Annotated in this window: 18 protein-coding genes, 1 tRNA gene and 1 pseudogene; 12 read left to right on the top strand and 8 right to left on the bottom strand. The window is 49.6% G+C overall.

Features of this window, described 5'->3' with window-relative positions:
• On the bottom strand, window positions 1-552 hold a 552-nt coding region (locus A1332_RS23800; RefSeq protein WP_082879859.1), incomplete at its 3' end, for a hypothetical protein.
• A 630-nt stretch (window positions 553-1,182) separates the two neighbouring features.
• Here A1332_RS23800 and A1332_RS23790 point away from each other — a divergent pair.
• The 4 genes and pseudogenes from A1332_RS23790 to A1332_RS23780 all read left to right on the top strand — a co-directional run bounded on the left by A1332_RS23790 (window position 1,183) and on the right by A1332_RS23780 (window position 3,286).
• Window positions 1,183-2,354, top strand: a pseudogene (locus A1332_RS23790) (IS4 family transposase).
• 187 nt (window positions 2,355-2,541) lie between these two features.
• Window positions 2,542-2,718, top strand: coding sequence for a CsbD family protein (locus A1332_RS23785; RefSeq protein ID WP_064010872.1), 177 nt, complete (start codon window positions 2,542-2,544; stop codon window positions 2,716-2,718).
• Between the two features lie 56 nt (window positions 2,719-2,774).
• Complete coding sequence (locus A1332_RS25510) at window positions 2,775-2,924, top strand: lmo0937 family membrane protein (protein WP_132325349.1); 150 nt, start codon at window positions 2,775-2,777, stop codon at window positions 2,922-2,924.
• 140 nt (window positions 2,925-3,064) lie between these two features.
• Complete coding sequence (locus A1332_RS23780) at window positions 3,065-3,286, top strand: hypothetical protein (protein WP_064010870.1); 222 nt, start codon at window positions 3,065-3,067, stop codon at window positions 3,284-3,286.
• A 12-nt stretch (window positions 3,287-3,298) separates the two neighbouring features.
• On the opposite strand, the gene A1332_RS23775 is transcribed toward A1332_RS23780, so the two are convergent.
• The 4 genes from A1332_RS23775 to A1332_RS23760 form a co-directional block, all read right to left on the bottom strand.
• Entirely contained in the window at window positions 3,299-3,655 is a 357-nt protein-coding gene (locus A1332_RS23775; protein WP_064010869.1) for a hypothetical protein, read from the bottom strand.
• A gap of 89 nt (window positions 3,656-3,744) precedes the next feature.
• On the bottom strand, window positions 3,745-4,140 hold the full coding sequence (locus A1332_RS23770) for a phage holin family protein (RefSeq protein WP_231890406.1): 396 nt from the start codon (window positions 4,138-4,140) through the stop codon (window positions 3,745-3,747).
• 64 nt (window positions 4,141-4,204) lie between these two features.
• Window positions 4,205-4,435 carry a DUF883 family protein gene (locus A1332_RS23765; RefSeq protein WP_064010867.1) on the bottom strand — a complete coding sequence of 77 codons (231 nt, stop codon included), beginning with the start codon at window positions 4,433-4,435 and terminating at the stop codon, window positions 4,205-4,207.
• Window positions 4,436-4,449: 14 nt separating this feature from the next.
• Window positions 4,450-4,764 carry a BON domain-containing protein gene (locus A1332_RS23760; RefSeq protein WP_064010866.1) on the bottom strand — a complete coding sequence of 105 codons (315 nt, stop codon included), beginning with the start codon at window positions 4,762-4,764 and terminating at the stop codon, window positions 4,450-4,452.
• A 400-nt stretch (window positions 4,765-5,164) separates the two neighbouring features.
• Between A1332_RS23760 and A1332_RS23755 the strand changes: the two genes are divergently transcribed.
• The 4 genes from A1332_RS23755 (at window position 5,165) to A1332_RS23740 (ending at window position 9,484) form a co-directional block, all read left to right on the top strand.
• Window positions 5,165-6,223, top strand: coding sequence for an OmpA family protein (locus A1332_RS23755; protein ID WP_064010865.1), 1,059 nt, complete (start codon window positions 5,165-5,167; stop codon window positions 6,221-6,223).
• Between the two features lie 497 nt (window positions 6,224-6,720).
• The gene (locus A1332_RS23750) at window positions 6,721-6,954 is read left to right on the top strand and encodes a FeoA family protein (protein WP_020481201.1); all 234 of its coding nucleotides are present in this window, start codon (window positions 6,721-6,723) and stop codon (window positions 6,952-6,954) included.
• Window positions 6,951-9,266, top strand: coding sequence for a Fe(2+) transporter permease subunit FeoB (gene feoB / locus A1332_RS23745; RefSeq protein WP_064010864.1), 2,316 nt, complete (start codon window positions 6,951-6,953; stop codon window positions 9,264-9,266). Before A1332_RS23750 ends, feoB begins: the two co-directional genes overlap by 4 nt.
• Window positions 9,263-9,484, top strand: a complete 222-nt coding sequence (locus tag A1332_RS23740; RefSeq protein WP_064010863.1) for a FeoC-like transcriptional regulator — start codon at window positions 9,263-9,265, stop codon at window positions 9,482-9,484. Before feoB ends, A1332_RS23740 begins: the two co-directional genes overlap by 4 nt.
• Before the next feature lie 38 nt (window positions 9,485-9,522).
• Here A1332_RS23740 and A1332_RS23735 read toward each other — a convergent pair whose 3' ends face one another.
• The 3 genes from A1332_RS23735 to A1332_RS23725 all read right to left on the bottom strand — a co-directional run bounded on the left by A1332_RS23735 (window position 9,523) and on the right by A1332_RS23725 (window position 11,500).
• Window positions 9,523-9,813: a hypothetical protein gene (locus tag A1332_RS23735; protein WP_036272448.1), complete on the bottom strand. Its 291-nt coding sequence runs from the start codon at window positions 9,811-9,813 to the stop codon at window positions 9,523-9,525.
• A gap of 71 nt (window positions 9,814-9,884) precedes the next feature.
• On the bottom strand, window positions 9,885-10,838 hold the full coding sequence (locus tag A1332_RS23730) for a cytochrome D1 domain-containing protein (RefSeq protein WP_064010862.1): 954 nt from the start codon (window positions 10,836-10,838) through the stop codon (window positions 9,885-9,887).
• A 68-nt stretch (window positions 10,839-10,906) separates the two neighbouring features.
• Window positions 10,907-11,500, bottom strand: a complete 594-nt coding sequence (locus A1332_RS23725) for an SRPBCC family protein (protein ID WP_064010861.1) — start codon at window positions 11,498-11,500, stop codon at window positions 10,907-10,909.
• 127 nt (window positions 11,501-11,627) lie between these two features.
• Here A1332_RS23725 and sbcB point away from each other — a divergent pair, with 127 nt between their 5' ends.
• The 4 genes from sbcB (at window position 11,628) to A1332_RS23705 (ending at window position 15,345) form a co-directional block, all read left to right on the top strand.
• Window positions 11,628-13,067: an exodeoxyribonuclease I gene (gene sbcB, locus A1332_RS23720; RefSeq protein WP_064010860.1), complete on the top strand. Its 1,440-nt coding sequence runs from the start codon at window positions 11,628-11,630 to the stop codon at window positions 13,065-13,067.
• A gap of 95 nt (window positions 13,068-13,162) precedes the next feature.
• Window positions 13,163-14,344: a pyridoxal phosphate-dependent aminotransferase gene (locus tag A1332_RS23715; protein WP_064010859.1), complete on the top strand. Its 1,182-nt coding sequence runs from the start codon at window positions 13,163-13,165 to the stop codon at window positions 14,342-14,344.
• Window positions 14,345-14,461: 117 nt separating this feature from the next.
• Window positions 14,462-14,548: transfer RNA gene (locus tag A1332_RS23710), tRNA-Leu, on the top strand.
• Window positions 14,549-15,078: 530 nt separating this feature from the next.
• Window positions 15,079-15,345, top strand: coding sequence for a hypothetical protein (locus A1332_RS23705; protein ID WP_064010858.1), 267 nt, complete (start codon window positions 15,079-15,081; stop codon window positions 15,343-15,345).
• Window positions 15,346-15,353: the final 8 nt, after the last annotated feature.

Genomic DNA, 15,353 nt, shown 5'->3' with positions numbered 1-15,353 from the left:
TTTACGGCGTCCGGCATATAAGACACCCAGCAAAGCGCTGGTCATCATCCATATCGAAGCCGGTAGCGGTACTGCGGCTGGTCCGTCATCAGTAGCTTGCGACGGGCTAACGTCAAACGCGTACAAAAAGTGCAGATTGTTAAAATCCGACGCATCCGCGAATGCCAATAGGTTAGCGTCCGAGCCTAAATCAGTATTGCCGAATGCCGCACTCCAAACCCCGTCCGACAGCATACCAACCTGGAAGTTACTGGAACCCAACAAGGTGCCGGATGAGGTACTTGTGCCGATAGTGTAATTGCCACCGTTAGCGACAAACGACACCGCGCCGACACCGGTAAAGGCAACAACAGGTTCAGCCGCACCAATAACCGCTGTGTCTTCGAAAATACCGAACGTATCGGACAGCGAAGGGAACGGAAACGATGAAGCGCTAAACGATAGAAAATTGACGTCGCCGTCATTTGGCGCCCAAACGCTAGCGGAACTAGCGCTGGAGACGGCCAACAGACAAACGGCAAGCGAGGTCTTTAAATAGGGGATCTTTTTCATGGGTATTTCTCAATAGGTTTAAGTTAACAAATAGCCATCCAATGGCTCTTACCCCGCAACCGGCCTTTGCCAGGCAATGCCGGCTTTGACAGAGTTAATTCGACCGTTTGTTTCGGAGCGGTTTGCGCCCGAACAGTCTCTATTCCTTGGCTATCCAATAGACCGCCAAGGGGGTAGCTACCTGCCGCTAATGGCTCGGTAGTTAAAAAATTGTGGTGCTAATGTTTGATTGGGATCGTGCTGGCGATAAGGTCAACACAATGGCTGCGGCTGGAACGGAACGGCGGTGGAGCGGTGACGATTACTGTGCTTCGGGTTGCGACTTGAATGGAGTAGCTGTCGGTCTCGGTAAGTATCTGGGTCCTATCGGCACATGGTTCCGGTTTGATAAACCTATGAACTGAGTTTAAGCAAATACGCTGCCGGTGTCGGTACGTTATCGAACATTAAAAACAGGCGTATTAACCTGGCGCGTAAATACCACGCGTCACTAGTGTCCGGTTAAAAGAGTCCCTAAAATTCGGTAGGCCTTGTGGAGCAAGGGTTTCAAAGGACTAAAAGCTGTCTCCGACTTGAATGGAAAACCAATCTTCATGCAGTCTGCTGGTTTTTTAACCGGTGGAGAGCGCGATGTACATTGGCAAAACTTTGTTCGCCCAAATCATGGACGTTTTGCCATGGAAAACCTTTCATCGCATTGTGACCCGTTACGATGGCGATTACCGAATCCGAACACTCAGTTGCGCCGAGCAGTTTCGGATTCTGGCTTTCGCGCAACTGACCTATCGGGAAAGTCTGCGTGACATCGAAACCTGTTTGTCAGCTCAATCCAATAAGCTTTATCACATGGGCATCCGCACCACGGTTTCTCGCTCGACACTGGCCGACGCCAATGCCAACCGTGATTGGCGCATCTATGCCGAATTTGCTCAGCGTTTGATCGCGCAAGCGCGGAAACTCTACGCCAGCGAGGACTTAGGGTTAGACTTGAGCAATACCGTTTATGCACTGGATTCGACCACGATTGATCTGTGTCTGTCCGTGTTTCCCTGGGCCCAGTTTCGCACCACCAAGGCGGCGGTCAAATTGCATACCTTGCTGGATTTGCGCGGCAGTATTCCAAGCTTTATCCATATCTCGGACGGCAAAATGCATGACGTCAAGGCGCTCGACTTGCTGATACCCGAACCGGGAGCTATTTATGTGATGGATCGCGGCTATGTCGATTTCGCAAGATTGTATGTCTTGCATTTGGCCGGTGCGTTCTTCGTGACGCGAGCCAAATCCAATCTGGATGCCCATCGCATTTATTCAACCCCAACCGACCGTCACCTCGGTATCATCTGCGACCAAACTATCGCACTCGATGGCTTCTATACCCAAAAAGACTATCCACAACACTTGCGCCGTATTCGATTTAAAGACCCGGAAACCGGCAAGACGCTGGTCTTTCTAACCAACAACTTTACCTTACCATCGCTAACGATTTGCACGCTCTATAAAAGCCGATGGCAGGTCGAATTATTCTTCAAATGGATCAAACAACATCTTCTCGTATCAAGTGTTTCTATGGCACCTCGGAAAATGCCGTCAAATCCCAAATCTGGATCGCCGTCTCGGTTTATGTCCTGATCGCCATCATCAAAAAACAACTCAATCTGGATGCTTCTCTCTACACTTTGTTACAGATTTTATCGATCACTTTGTTCGAGAAAATCCCCATTCAACAGGCTTTACAGGGCATCGAATACATATCCGATCAAAATGCCCGTGCTAAACAATTGAATCTATTCGATTCTTAACCGGACACTAGTGACCACGCGTAAATACCAATTGTCTCTAAGTCAGTGGGTATTTCTTCCCTAATCTATGTACGCTGTCGCACCGACTTTGCTTGGCCTAATTGATACTGTTTTGTTTGAGCAGCGGGAGAAAACTCCGCGCTTGGTCATGACGTTTTGCTCATGGCTAATTCTGTTGGAGATCATCATGAATAAAGATCAAGTGAAAGGCCGCGTTGAAGAAGTTAAAGGAAAAGCCAAAGAAGCTGCCGGGGTGATATTGGACGACAAAGAGTTGGAGCTAAAAGGCAATGTCCAGAAAAATTTGGGTAAGGCCCAGTCCGGTTTCGGCGATCTGAAGCAAGACATTAAAGACGAGCTATAAGCCGCGGCGTTTGCGCACCATCCTGAGTTTATTTTGGCAGTTAGGGGAGAACAATCATGCTTGAAACTGTAGCCGTACTATTTATCATTCTTTGGGCGCTGGGCTTGGTGTCTGCGTACACGCTTGGCGGATTCATTCACCTGTTATTGGTGATTGCGCTTATCGCCATTGTGTTACGCGTAATCCAAGGCCGACGGGCGTTGTAAGCCTTGTTTAGCAAGCGTTTGCGTTTATCGGTAGCCTGGTTTGGCGCTGCCGCCGGGGCTGATTTTGCAATGGCTGGTCGTGGCATCTGCATACGGCTGGCCATGCCGAGTTTAACCAAAACCATTTACGAGGGAACCACATGAGTGCAGTCAAAATCATGGCCTTGCTGTTGATTATTGCCGGTGTACTGGGTTTGGTATACGGCGGTTTCAGCTATACCAAGGAAACGCAGCAGGCCACTTTCGGCCCGTTCGAGCTATCGGTAAAAGACACGCAAACTGTCAATGTACCGGTTTGGGCCGGGGTAGTGGCCTTGGTGGCGGGCAGCGCGTTACTGTTTGCGGCAAGTAGGAAAAGTTAGGCTGGCAAACAGCTAAATACTTGCGCCGTTTTCTTCAGGTTGGGTGGCAACCCTTGTCGCCCGATTGTATTGCCTTGCATTGCTTGGTTTAGTTCGCGATTGCTGAAAGCGTTTCATCAGCCAGGCTATCGGTAAGGCATTGTATAGCGTATGAGCAGATAGCAGCAGGCTCAGCGCAGTGCGTAAATGGGTGCTGGTTGCCGCTTGGGTATGTTCAGCTGGGCCAGGTAATGGGGCGGGGCGGGGCGGCGGGCAGTGACTGAGTTCGCCTGCTATAAAGCCGATGCCGCTCGCAAGCACCAGGGTGGCCGGCGCGGTCATCTGTTTATAAATATTTCCCAGTAATGACTTGGTGCGATTTCCGACCATCTGACGACGCGTCGAGAGTTGTCGTTCCGCATATCTGATTTGCGCGTTCAAAGATCCGACAGACTTTTTTCGTTGAATCCATGCCGGCATTATCTGAGGTCCTTGTTGAGGGGGGCTTTAGGCACGGCCTTAAGGCTACGCTGGGTAGCGGGGAATTTTAGATAGTTGCTGCGGGCGCGGATGATAGCAAACAAGACTAGTGCCAGCATTAGATTACCTGCGACTGCCAGTAATATGGCATGGCTGGCCTGTAGATCGTGCTCGATCAGCCATTGTATGCCAGCGGCCAGCAACCCTAGCCAGGCGGTGCTAAGAATCAAGCCAAGCATCACGGCGGCGGTAAGCATCGTAGTCAAGCTTTGCCCGGCTCGCCGCGTTTCCAGCGCGGCGAGCCGGAAGCGATCATGGCTTAGACCTTGTAATTCTTCCCACAGCGCCTGAATATCCCCCAGCATGCTCACATCCTTGGCAGGCTGGGCATGCATGGCGGACGTTCCGGTGTATTCCTCGGTCCTTGTGGAAGCATTGTGGTCCATAGGTGGTAGCGGTTTAGCGGCTGCTTAACAGGCGGCTCAGCAGAAAACCGCTGGCTACCGCAATACCCAATGCCGTTACCGGATTGTCACGGATATAGACCTGACAGTTTTTCACAATGCGCTGCTCGGCGGTTTTTAGCTGTTCGCTTTTTTGGTCCAGCGTTTCCGCAGCTTGGTGAGAGGCACTGGCGATCTTATCGACCGCTTCGTGCGCGAAGTTGGAGGCTTTATCAATAGTTTCCATAATGGTTTCCTGGGTTATTTAAGACGCATATCGTTTTTGACAGACTCTACGCCTTTGACGGTACGGGCAATTTCGACTGCTTTATTAATATCGGCTTGGGTGCCGACGAAGCCGCTCAATTGCACGACACCTTTGAAGGTTTCCACGTTGATCTGGCCGGATCTCAGGTTGGGCTCGTCGAATAACATCGCTTTCACCTTGGTAGTGATGACACTGTCATCGACATATTCGCCGGTGCCTTCTTGTTTATGCGTCGATGCGCAACCTGAGGCAACGAGTAAGGTTAAGGCCACAATAAATGCGGAGATAAATCGATTGATGTTTTTCATGGGTAATTCTCCTGGACAAAAAATAGAGATGACGCTAGGGCAGCTAATTCTTGGCCTCTATTAGGCGAAGACGCCTTAGCGCGGTGTTTGGGCGACTAACGGATAGTCGTGCATTTTCGTTAAAGATTCGGGTGGGGCAGGGGTGGTAAAACCTTGAATGTAATGTAAGCGCAAAGCCGGTCTTAGTCGGTACGTTAGCGTACATACACCAGGTGGGGTGAAGTATGGAGACCTCGAGTAGGCAGGTACTGGAAAGTTGGTGGCTATATGTGTGTTACCGCACCGACAGGGTATTGCTGTTGCGAATAAGCTACTTAACAGCTTATTTACAACAACGCCAAACGATTCAATTAAATAGGCGTCAATTATCAATCCCGATTTTCATGTTCAAGGAATCAATATGCTTACTAAAAAAATACTGCCGATAGCGGCCTTAGCTGGTCTGGCTATGGCACCGCAAATACAAGCTGCCGATCAATCTCAAGATAATCGCTGGTATGTCGCGCCGTTCGCGACGTTTATCAATAGCGGCGGCGACAGACGGGCGAGCGACGGTTGGGGCGGTGGTGTTGGTGTGGGTAAAATCATCGATCAACATTTTAACGTTGAGTTAAAAGGCTTTTATCAAGGCTTTGGCGGCGACAACGGCCCTTGGGATCTGGCCGGCGGCAGTGCCGATGTGCAGTATTATTTGTTCCGGGATAAGTTCTCGCCTTATGCAGTATTAGGTTTAGGCGGTATGAACACCTGCGCATCCGCGAATTGCGGTATTGGTTTTATTGGCGAAGCCGGCGTCGGCGCCACGTATGAAGTGAACGACAATTTATTGATTCGTAGTGACGTGCGTTACCGCTACAACAATAATCTAAACGCCCACGTCCAAGCCGGCACCGACGAATTTCACGATATGACCGTCAATCTCGGTGTGGTGATTCCGTTTGGCGACAAACCTAAATACGCGGCAAAATCCGATACGCGCATGGCTCCGCCGCCGATTGTGGCGGCATCCAAACCGGATTGCAGCACCCTCGATGCGGATGCAGACGGCGTCAACGATTGCTTGGATAAATGCCCAGGCACCATCAAAGGCGCGACGGTTGATCTGAAAGGATGTGCGGTCCGATTAATATTGAAAGGTCAGCATTTTAAATACGATTCCGCCGAATTGGGTTTAAACGCCAAGGAACTGCTCGATGGCGTCGCCAAGGACTTGATCGCATTCCCGCAGAAAAATGAAATTCAAGTGCAAGGTCACGCCAGCAGCGAAGGTAGCGACTCCTATAATATGAAGCTCTCGCAACGCCGCGCACATTCGGTAGTCGAGTATCTAAAGATGAAAGGCGTCGGCAATAAATTGTCCGCAAAAGGCTATGGCGAAACTCAGCCCATCGCCGATAACGCCACAGAAGCCGGTAAATCGGAAAATCGTCGGGTCGAGTTGATTTGGATTGAAGAGTGATTTTGTTTTGGGCTTGATTTTAGCGACATCGGTGATTTATCCACTAATCACTGATACAGGCTGTTCCCGGCTTGGGAAATCAATGCACTAGATTCCCTTGCGACCTGATAACTTCAGAATGCGCGGAAAAGAGTTCCCCATAAAATTAAAAGGCCCGGTTTGAATCGGGCTTTTTTTCGTCAATACATCATGACTTGGTTGAAGCTGTTGATAGTGTTCTTGAGGTGATTTCCTGGTGCGTATCTTACTGGCATTTGGGACGTTGCAGCACTTCGGTTTTGAATCAAACTACACAAATGACTCATTCAGTAAGGAGGCAGAAATACTGTGTGGTTGACGAGGTAACGAAGCTAAAATATTGATCGTGATTATTTAACATAATATACATTATGCGTATTCATTGACTACCCGTTAGCCAACCGAAAACTAATACTGTCATACCTCTGCGTTGATGTGCTATATTGCAGCTTAATGAGAACAATTATTAATTAGCTTGCATGTCGACATATCTTAAAACGCTGGCGACTGGCGATACAGGCCGTATAGTTGGGTTCGATCAATCGGGTGGCGTCTATCGTAAGAAGTTGCTGGCTATGGGTTTAACACCCGGCACCGAATTCACCATTACTCGTTTTGCACCGATGGGCGATCCGGTTGAAATCAAAATCCGCGGTTTTTCATTGTCGCTGCGTAAAAACGAGGCGTCGGTCTTACTTATAGAAAAAGTATGAGTATGGAGTTTACTGTTGGCGTGGTTGGTAACCCAAATTGCGGAAAAACCACGCTGTTCAATGCATTGACCGGCTCCAAGCAACACGTCGGCAATTGGCCAGGCGTGACTGTTGAACAAAAAACCGGCGAATACACGCACCAAGGCAAACAGATATGTCTGGTAGATCTACCCGGCACCTATTCTTTAGAAGCCGATGACGACAGTATCTCCCTGGACGAAAAAGTCGCCCGCGATTACGTCGCTTCCCGCCAAGCCGATTTAATTATCAACATTGTCGATGCTTCCAATATAGAGCGAAATCTTTACCTGACCTCGCAGTTGATAGAAATGCGGGTACCGATGATATTGGTCCTGAACATGATGGATGCGGTCAAAAAACGCGGCATCAAGATCGACATCGAACTGCTCGCCAAACAAATGGCTTGCCCGGTAGTCCCGGTTACCGCCGCTACGGGTTTCGGTATTAAGGAATTACGCGACGTTATCAACAAAGCCTGCATCAGCAAACCAATTCCCGCACTACAAGTCGATTACGATCCGGCCATAGAAGCTGCGGTCAGCCAGTTGCAACCGCAATTCTCGCAACCATCCGTAGATTTAGTGTGCGATAGTCGCTGGCTTGCGCTACGTTTGCTTGAAAACGATACCTTGGCAAAACAGCTTGCCGGTCCTGAATTGCAAAAAGTTGCGGAAAAATTGCGTGCAGATATCGAAGCGCAAACCCAAGACGAAATCGATATACTCGCCGCCGACGCTCGTTACGGCTTGGTAAACCAACTGGTGCAAGCCAGCGTCTGCAAGCTTAACGAGATTTCCCGCAGCACCACCGACAAAATCGACAGCGTAGTATTAAATCGATTTTTGGGAATTCCGATTTTCTTATTGGTTATGTACGCCATGTTCATGTTCACCATCAACATTGGCAGCGCTTTCGTCGACTTTTTCGACAAAGCGATTGGCGCTTTGCTGGTGGATGGTTTAAGCGAATTATTAACTGGCATGAATTGGCCTGCTTGGCTGGTGGTGTTAATCAGTAGCGGTATCGGCGGCGGCATTCAAGTAGTGTCTACCTTTATTCCCATCGTCGGCTTTTTGTTCATATTTTTATCGATGCTGGAAGACTCCGGTTATATGTCCAGAGCCGCATTTGTAATGGACCGATTCATGTGCATCATCGGCCTGCCCGGCAAGTCGTTTGTGCCGATGATCGTCGGTTTTGGCTGCAATGTGCCCGCCATTATCGCAACCCGTACGTTGGATAATCAGCGTGACCGGGTATTGACCAATCTGATGAATCCCTTCATGTCTTGCGGCGCCCGCCTGCCCGTTTACGCCTTGTTTGCCGCAGCCTTCTTCCCTGTCGGTGGCCAAAATCTGGTGTTTGGTTTGTACTTATTCGGCATTGTAGTGGCGGTGTTGACCGGTTTAATCATGCGCCACACCTTGTTGCGCGGCAACCCTACCCCTTTTTTGATGGAGCTGCCCGCTTATCATTTGCCCACCTTGCAAGGCGTGTACACCAAAACCTGGGAGCGCTTAAAAACCTTTATCTTCAACGCCGGCAAAGTCATTGTGCCTATGGTACTGGTATTGAATGTATTGAACTCTTTGGGTACCGACGGCAGTTTCGGTCAGGAAAATAGCGATAAATCAGTACTAAGCGAAATCGGCCGCGCTTTGACGCCGGTATTTCAGCCCATGGGTATTGCTCACGATAACTGGCCTGCGACTGTCGGTATCTTTACCGGTGTACTGGCCAAGGAAGCGGTAGTGGGTACACTGGACGCGTTATACAGTCAAATGGCCGTATCCGATCATTCAGAAGACGAGAAGAGCTTTGATTTACAGCAAGCCTTGCTAGACGCTTGTCAAACGATACCGGACAACCTGACGGCAATTGCCGAGAAGCTCCTGGACCCATTGGGATTAGGCATAGCCAATATTTCCGATCAGGCTGCGGCAGCGGAACAGCAGCAAGTCAAACTCGGTACTTTCGGCGTCATGCAAGCGCATTTCGATGGCAAAGTCGGCGCATTTGCCTATTTGCTGTTCATTTTATTGTATGCGCCCTGCGTAGCAGCTACTGCGGCAATATATAAAGAAACCAACGGCAGCTGGGCTTTATTCGTGGTGTGTTGGACCACCTTCGTGGCTTACTTGACCTCCACCCTCTTCTACCAAGGCATGACCTATGCCCAGCATCCAAATTCGGCTATCGGCTGGATACTGGCGCTAACGCTTATCTTTGCCGGGGTACTGTTCCTGCTGCGATTTTACGGCGTGCGCCAAACTAGTGGAGTCACGCAATGATATTGTCCGACTTACGCAGCTATTTGCAGGAAAAACGCCGGGTAACCTTGAGTGATCTTGTCTTGCATTTTCATATGGATGCTGATGCCTTACGCGGCATGCTGGGCAAGTGGATCAATAAAGGCAAGGTGCGACTAAGCCCTGTCGGTGCCTCCTGTGGTACCAGCTGCTGTAAATGCGATCCGACCCTGACTGAGATCTACGAATGGGTGGATTAGTTTAGCGAAGCCGTAACGCCTCGCTAAACTAAGGTTGTTTATTGGCCTTCAGCCAACCAACCTTGTAGCGCGTCGATTAACTCTTGCGCTTGTTTTTCGCTGGAAATATTGAATTTAGATTTTTGCTGATATTCGCCGTTGCGCTTTTGATAGCGGCGAATACTAAATCTATCCTGGCTATATTGATTCTTAGCCGGTTCCCAATCCTGATAACGGTAAATGACCGTGGCCCAAGCACCCTTGCTCAGGACTTTTTTGTCTAGTTCCTTGACAGTTTCAACGCCGCCGTCTTCGTAACTAATGGTTAAATCTTCAACGGTTTCAGCCATATATTTCTCAATGAGGTTAGCAACGGCGCGCAGTCTACCATACTAGCGCGGCCATCAAAATGCCGAATCGTCTAACGCGCGATGAACTCACCAAAAGCGCGGCTGCCCTCCCCCGTTTTGATGGTGTTCACCACTTTCAGGGTTTTGGCGTCGATGACGGACACATTGTTGTCAAACCAGTTAGCAACATAGACGTTTTGATCGTCCGGATGTGTACTGATACCTTCCGGCTTATCGCCCACGGCGATGACTTCAATCTGTTTCAATGTGGCGGTATCAACTACCGATACGGTGCTATCGTCCTGATTAGTAACGAACAAAAGGCTGTCGTTTAAGGCTAGTGAAACTGCATAAGGTCTGGCGCCAACCTTGATGGTAGCTAAACGTTTTAGGCTACGGGCGTCCAAAACAGTGACATTGTCGCTTTCGACGTTAGCGGAATACAGACGCTTACCCTGACTGTCCACCGCGATGCCAAACGGGTGCGCGCCTACTTTGGTGGTATTGCGGATACTCAGCTTGCTCAAATCGATTTGCGAAATAGAATCGTCGATGCGATTGGCGACATATAGCCAACGATTATCCGGGCTGACCGTCATGCCGGAGGGCGATTTGCCGACGGTAATGGTTTTGATCTTCGCAAAGGTTTTGGTATCGAAAACCGTCACCGAATTTTCATACCAATCGGCGACAAATACCTGATCGCCCTTTCTGTCCGCAGTGATACCCAACGACGCACCGCCGACCTTTACTTTGGTTAATTTAGTTAGTTTCTCGCCATCCAAAACCGCAAAACCGCCACCTTCCGGGGTGCTGATATACACCTGTTTCTTCGCTTGATTCAGCGCAACGCCGGCAGGCTTACCCTCTACTTTGATCGTTTCAATTACTTGCTGACTTTTTGTATCGATTACCGATACCGAATTATCCAGCTGATTAGTAATAAAGGCCCGCGAATCGGCGCTAACGCCAGATGCGAACGCACCCAGCAGTGAAAAAACCAAAAACCAATATCTGATGCGCATGATGAGAATGACAGGAATGGGGAGCGAGGGTTCTCGGCGCGAACTGCCGAGAACCGGATAACAACAGCCTAGCGTTTAATGTCGATCTCAACCGCAGCAGAACCTGAACCCACTTTTTTGGCGATTGCTTCCAGGCCGGATTTCAGAACGTTGGTAACTGCTTTGTCGGCCGCTTCTTCGTTCAATTCCGCTGGTGGATTGTTGTTTACATAAGCGCGGTAGTAAGTTGCTACCCATTCGATTTCGGCTTTACCGCCTTTATCGTTCACGGACAACTCCGCTGCGTAGTTGCCGACTGGTAATACAGGCAGCGGTTCATCTTGGCCGGCGTGTTTGATGGTGCCGGTGGAACTCATGTCGGTGATTTTATATTTGTATGAAAATTTCGCGGCGTCATAGGCTTTTAATTCTTCGGTGATAGTGCCGTTCGCCAAAGTCAAAACGCGGATAGCGCCTTTGTTATTGGTACCGTCGCCTTTCACGCTTTTAATGCCTGGGTGCCAAGACATATCGTCGTAGTTCTTGATCAAATCCCACACTTTTGCCGCTGGCGCATCGACAGTGATGGTGGCAGTCATTTTTGCTCTGACCGGACCATGAGCATTGGCTAAACCGGCGAACAAAAATAAAACGGTTGAAACGAGTAGCGAGGTTTTTTTCATAACACTTTCCTATGATGGACACATAAAATGGAGCGGGCGATTATAAAATAAAATCTGTCCGCAAGTATTCGCAAAAGCATGTTTGCGGAAATTTTCCCGACTCTCCCTGCCCGCCTTCGAGTGTTTAATGACTACAGCGACTTTTTTCTGGCACGATTACGAAACCTTCGGCATCGATCCGCAACGCGACCGGCCTTGTCAATTTGCCGGCATCCGCACCGATGGTGACTTCAATATCGTCGGCCAGCCCGTCATGGCGTACTGCCAGCCTGCCGACGATTACTTGCCACACCCCGAGGCTTGCCTGATTACCGGTATCACCCCGCAATTGGCCGCCGCTAGAGGCGTTTGCGAAGCGGAATTTGCCGCCTTGATTAACCAGCAGCTCGCAGAACCCGGCACCTGCGGCGTGGGTTACAACAGCATCCGCTTCGACGACGAAGTCACCCGCAACCTACTCTACCGTAATTTTTACGATCCCTATGCGCGCGAATGGCAAAACGGTAACTCGCGCTGGGACATTATCGACGTGGTCCGGGCCGCCAAGGCTTTAAGACCGGAAGGTATCGAATGGCCGGTCAATGCCGACGGCGTCGCCAGTTTTAAATTGGAAGAACTCACCAAAGCTAACGGCATCGCCCATGAAGCGGCGCACGATGCGTTATCGGACGTCCATGCAACCATCGCAATAGCCAAATTAATCAAGCAGCAGCAACCTAAACTATTCAACTACTTACTGAACAATCGATATAAAAACGCCGCGTTAAACCTGTTACAACTCGGCAGCTTTAACCCTTTAATTCATGTCTCCGGTCGTTTTTCGGCCCGGAATAACAGCTTGGCCGTCATCCTGCCCTTAGCGCAGCATCCAAGCAATAGCAACGAAATTATCGTTTACGACCTTTCGGTCGATCCGGCACCCTTGCTTGATTTAAGTGCGGAAGAAATTCAGCAGCGGCTGTTTGTTGCCAGTGACGCGCTGCCGGAAGGCATTGCCAGAATCCCGTTAAAAACCGTACATATCAACAAAGCCCCGGTGTTGGCGCCTTTATCGGTAGTACGGCCGGCCGATGCCGAACGCTTGCAATTGGATTTAGGCTTATGCCGAGCAAATTTGCAGCGGATTCAAGCCGCCCCACCTTTAGCTGGAAAACTGTCGGAAGTGTTTACCCGTCAATATCAAGATTCTCCTAACGATCCTGATTTGATGATATACAGCGGCGGATTTTTCAGTAACAGCGATAAAACCACGATGACGCGGATCAGGCAAGCAAAGCCCGAGAAACTATCGGACTTTGCCGCCGATTTTGATGACGTCCGTTTGCCGGAAATGCTGTTTCGTTATCGCGCCCGGAATTATCCGCATACCCTATCCAGGGAAGACGCCCTGCTCTGGCAGCAATATTGTCGAGGCAAGCTAAACGGTGTACTAGCGAATGGCGGGCTGACGCTGCAACAGTTTACGGCCAAAATTGCGCTGATGCGGGAGGAACCCAATGCAAATCAAGGGATACTGAACGAGCTGGCGGCTTATGCTGAAGATCGACGCTTAAAGTGTTCGAATTGACGATTTAAAAGCCAACAGTTCACTACAGGAATAAGGCGCTTTTAGCGTTATGCCGTATAATGCAAACCATTTGAGTAAATTTCGACCGAGGCATCATGAGCATAACCCTGTCTAACCGCGTAAAAGCGGTCAAACCCTCCCCTACCCTGGCTATTACCGCCCGCGCCGCCGCGATGCGTGCTGCCGGCAAAGATATTATCGGTCTGGGTGCCGGCGAACCGGATTTTGATACGCCGGATCATATTAAAGCCGCCGCTATTAAAGCTATTAACTCAGGTTTTACCAAATACACCGCAGTAGACGGTACCGCCGGCTTAAAAAAAGCCGTTATTGCCAAGTTCAAACGCGACAATGGCCTGGATTACCAAGCCAACCAAATCCTGGTGTCCTGCGGCGGCAAACAAAGTTTTTTCAATCTGGCCCAGGCACTACTAAATCCAGGCGACGAAGTCATCATCCCCGCCCCATACTGGGTATCCTACCCGGATATGGTACTGCTGGCGGATGGCGTCCCGGTGATTATAGAAGCCGGTCAAGCGCAAAACTTCAAAATCACCCCGGCACAATTACGCGCGGCCATCACCCCCAAAACCCGCTTATTAGTCATTAACAGTCCGTCCAACCCCACCGGAGCCGCTTATAGTCTGGAAGAATTAAAAGCGCTGGGCGACGTGTTATTGGATTTTCCCGAGGTATTGATCGCTACCGACGACATGTACGAATTGATCCTCTGGAACAAAGGCGAATTCGTCAACATTCTCAACGCCCACCCCGGCTTTTATGATCGCACCATCGTCTTAAACGGTGTATCCAAAGCTTATTCCATGACAGGCTGGCGGATCGGCTATGCAGCGGGGCCTGCGCCCTTGATCGAAGCGATGTGCATCATTCAATCGCAAAGCACCTCCAACCCTACATCGATATCGCAAATGGCTGCCGAAGAAGCCCTGAATGGCGACCAAAGTTGCATAGACACGATGATGGTGGAATTTAAAAAGCGTCACGATTACGTGGTCGCCGAACTGAACAGCATTGATGGCATTGAATGCTTGCCCACCGACGGCACTTTCTACGTGTTCCCCAACGTGGAAAAACTGCTGAGCAGACTGGACGGTATTAACGACGATCTGGAATTTGCCGAATTCTTAATCGAAAAAGCCGGCGTGGCCCTAGTGCCAGGCTCCGCTTTCGGTTGCCCGGGCCACATCAGAATCTCCATTGCCACCAGCATGGCCAATCTGGAAAATGCCCTGCTCAGAATCAAACAAGCGGTTTAAGGCCTATTAGGGTTTGCCATCGCGAACGGATAAACCGAGATTAATTTGCCATTTTTCAATTGACAAATTTAATCAATACTATAGAATTCGCGGCCTTCGCACTTCATCAGTAAGAAGGCCTCGGTGGCGAAATAGGTAGACGCACGAGACTTAAAATCTCGCGACCGAAAGGTCGTACCGGTTCGATTCCGGTCTGAGGCACCATAAAAATTAAGGACTTTGGTTTACACCGGGTCCTTTTTTTATGCCTAATGATTGCCACGTTCCCTTTGAATAACGCCTCGGTAAAACTGGTTGAACATGAAGAAAATATTTCACTTTAAACGCAGAAATCCGCCGCTGCTATGGCGTCTCAAGTGGTTTATGGTTTTAATCACCATCGGCTGCTTGGAAATACTCCCGGTCCCGGTCACCGACTCAATCCTGATATTTGTATTAATCTACAGACCACTGTGGTTCAGAAATGTGGTCAACAAGCTCTATTCTCATCTGCCCTCTGCATCACCAGAGGAAACCGAGCTATCCTATTTTTCCAAATATCAATTGGATCACCCCAAGCATTTCAATAAGGGACAGTAATCAGGCCAGCCCCGGTTTTATATGTTGAGCTGATTCCTCGTCAGTAAATATCCTCCTGCCAAGCCGGGCGAGATTTACTTTCGCCGGCTGATTGCCACGCAAGGCACTTGGTCTACCAATTATCGGCTAGCGGACATGGAAATAAATAAGGACATATGCCCAATCCCACGCCTAACCACTTGCCAAGCTATCAACTTAACCGTTGGGCCAAGTGGTTTGCCAAAGACCACCGCTTTCACGCGTTTGCCCTCGAGCAAGAAACATTGGTGTTATTCGATGAGCGCCAAAGGAAACATAATCTCCAGCTATTGAGCATTCAGCCCGGCATTGGCATCGAGTCCGGCTGGTTTTGGGACACCTTGCTTTTTACCCAAACAGACGGCGGGACCTTACGCTTCGGCGGTGTAGATAAAGAGTTATAACTAAATCT

The organism is Methylomonas methanica (genome assembly GCF_001644035.1).
GTDB lineage: Bacteria > Pseudomonadota > Gammaproteobacteria > Methylococcales > Methylomonadaceae > Methylomonas > Methylomonas methanica_A.
Note: the sequence above shows the minus strand (reverse complement) of the source record. Positions and strands in the feature narration are given on the sequence as shown.

Bases quoted from the DNA above. Each gene is read 5' to 3' on its own strand.
- A1332_RS23755 (WP_064010865.1), top strand. From the start codon at position 5,165: ATGCTTACTAAAAAAATACTGCCGATAGCGGCCTTAGCTGGTCTGGCT.
- A1332_RS23760 (WP_064010866.1), bottom strand. From the start codon at position 4,764: ATGAAAAACATCAATCGATTTATCTCCGCATTTATTGTGGCCTTAACC.
- A1332_RS23765 (WP_064010867.1), bottom strand. From the start codon at position 4,435: ATGGAAACTATTGATAAAGCCTCCAACTTCGCGCACGAAGCGGTCGAT.
- A1332_RS23735 (WP_036272448.1), bottom strand. From the start codon at position 9,813: ATGGCTGAAACCGTTGAAGATTTAACCATTAGTTACGAAGACGGCGGC.
- A1332_RS23730 (WP_064010862.1), bottom strand. From the start codon at position 10,838: ATGCGCATCAGATATTGGTTTTTGGTTTTTTCACTGCTGGGTGCGTTC.
- A1332_RS23750 (WP_020481201.1), top strand. From the start codon at position 6,721: ATGTCGACATATCTTAAAACGCTGGCGACTGGCGATACAGGCCGTATA.
- A1332_RS23775 (WP_064010869.1), bottom strand. From the start codon at position 3,655: ATGGTCGGAAATCGCACCAAGTCATTACTGGGAAATATTTATAAACAG.
- A1332_RS23780 (WP_064010870.1), top strand. From the start codon at position 3,065: ATGAGTGCAGTCAAAATCATGGCCTTGCTGTTGATTATTGCCGGTGTA.
- A1332_RS23705 (WP_064010858.1), top strand. From the start codon at position 15,079: ATGCCCAATCCCACGCCTAACCACTTGCCAAGCTATCAACTTAACCGT.
- A1332_RS25510 (WP_132325349.1), top strand. From the start codon at position 2,775: ATGCTTGAAACTGTAGCCGTACTATTTATCATTCTTTGGGCGCTGGGC.
- A1332_RS23740 (WP_064010863.1), top strand. From the start codon at position 9,263: ATGATATTGTCCGACTTACGCAGCTATTTGCAGGAAAAACGCCGGGTA.
- A1332_RS23725 (WP_064010861.1), bottom strand. From the start codon at position 11,500: ATGAAAAAAACCTCGCTACTCGTTTCAACCGTTTTATTTTTGTTCGCC.
- A1332_RS23715 (WP_064010859.1), top strand. From the start codon at position 13,163: ATGAGCATAACCCTGTCTAACCGCGTAAAAGCGGTCAAACCCTCCCCT.
- A1332_RS23770 (WP_231890406.1), bottom strand. From the start codon at position 4,140: ATGCATGCCCAGCCTGCCAAGGATGTGAGCATGCTGGGGGATATTCAG.
- A1332_RS23785 (WP_064010872.1), top strand. From the start codon at position 2,542: ATGAATAAAGATCAAGTGAAAGGCCGCGTTGAAGAAGTTAAAGGAAAA.
- sbcB (WP_064010860.1), top strand. From the start codon at position 11,628: ATGACTACAGCGACTTTTTTCTGGCACGATTACGAAACCTTCGGCATC.
- feoB (WP_064010864.1), top strand. From the start codon at position 6,951: ATGAGTATGGAGTTTACTGTTGGCGTGGTTGGTAACCCAAATTGCGGA.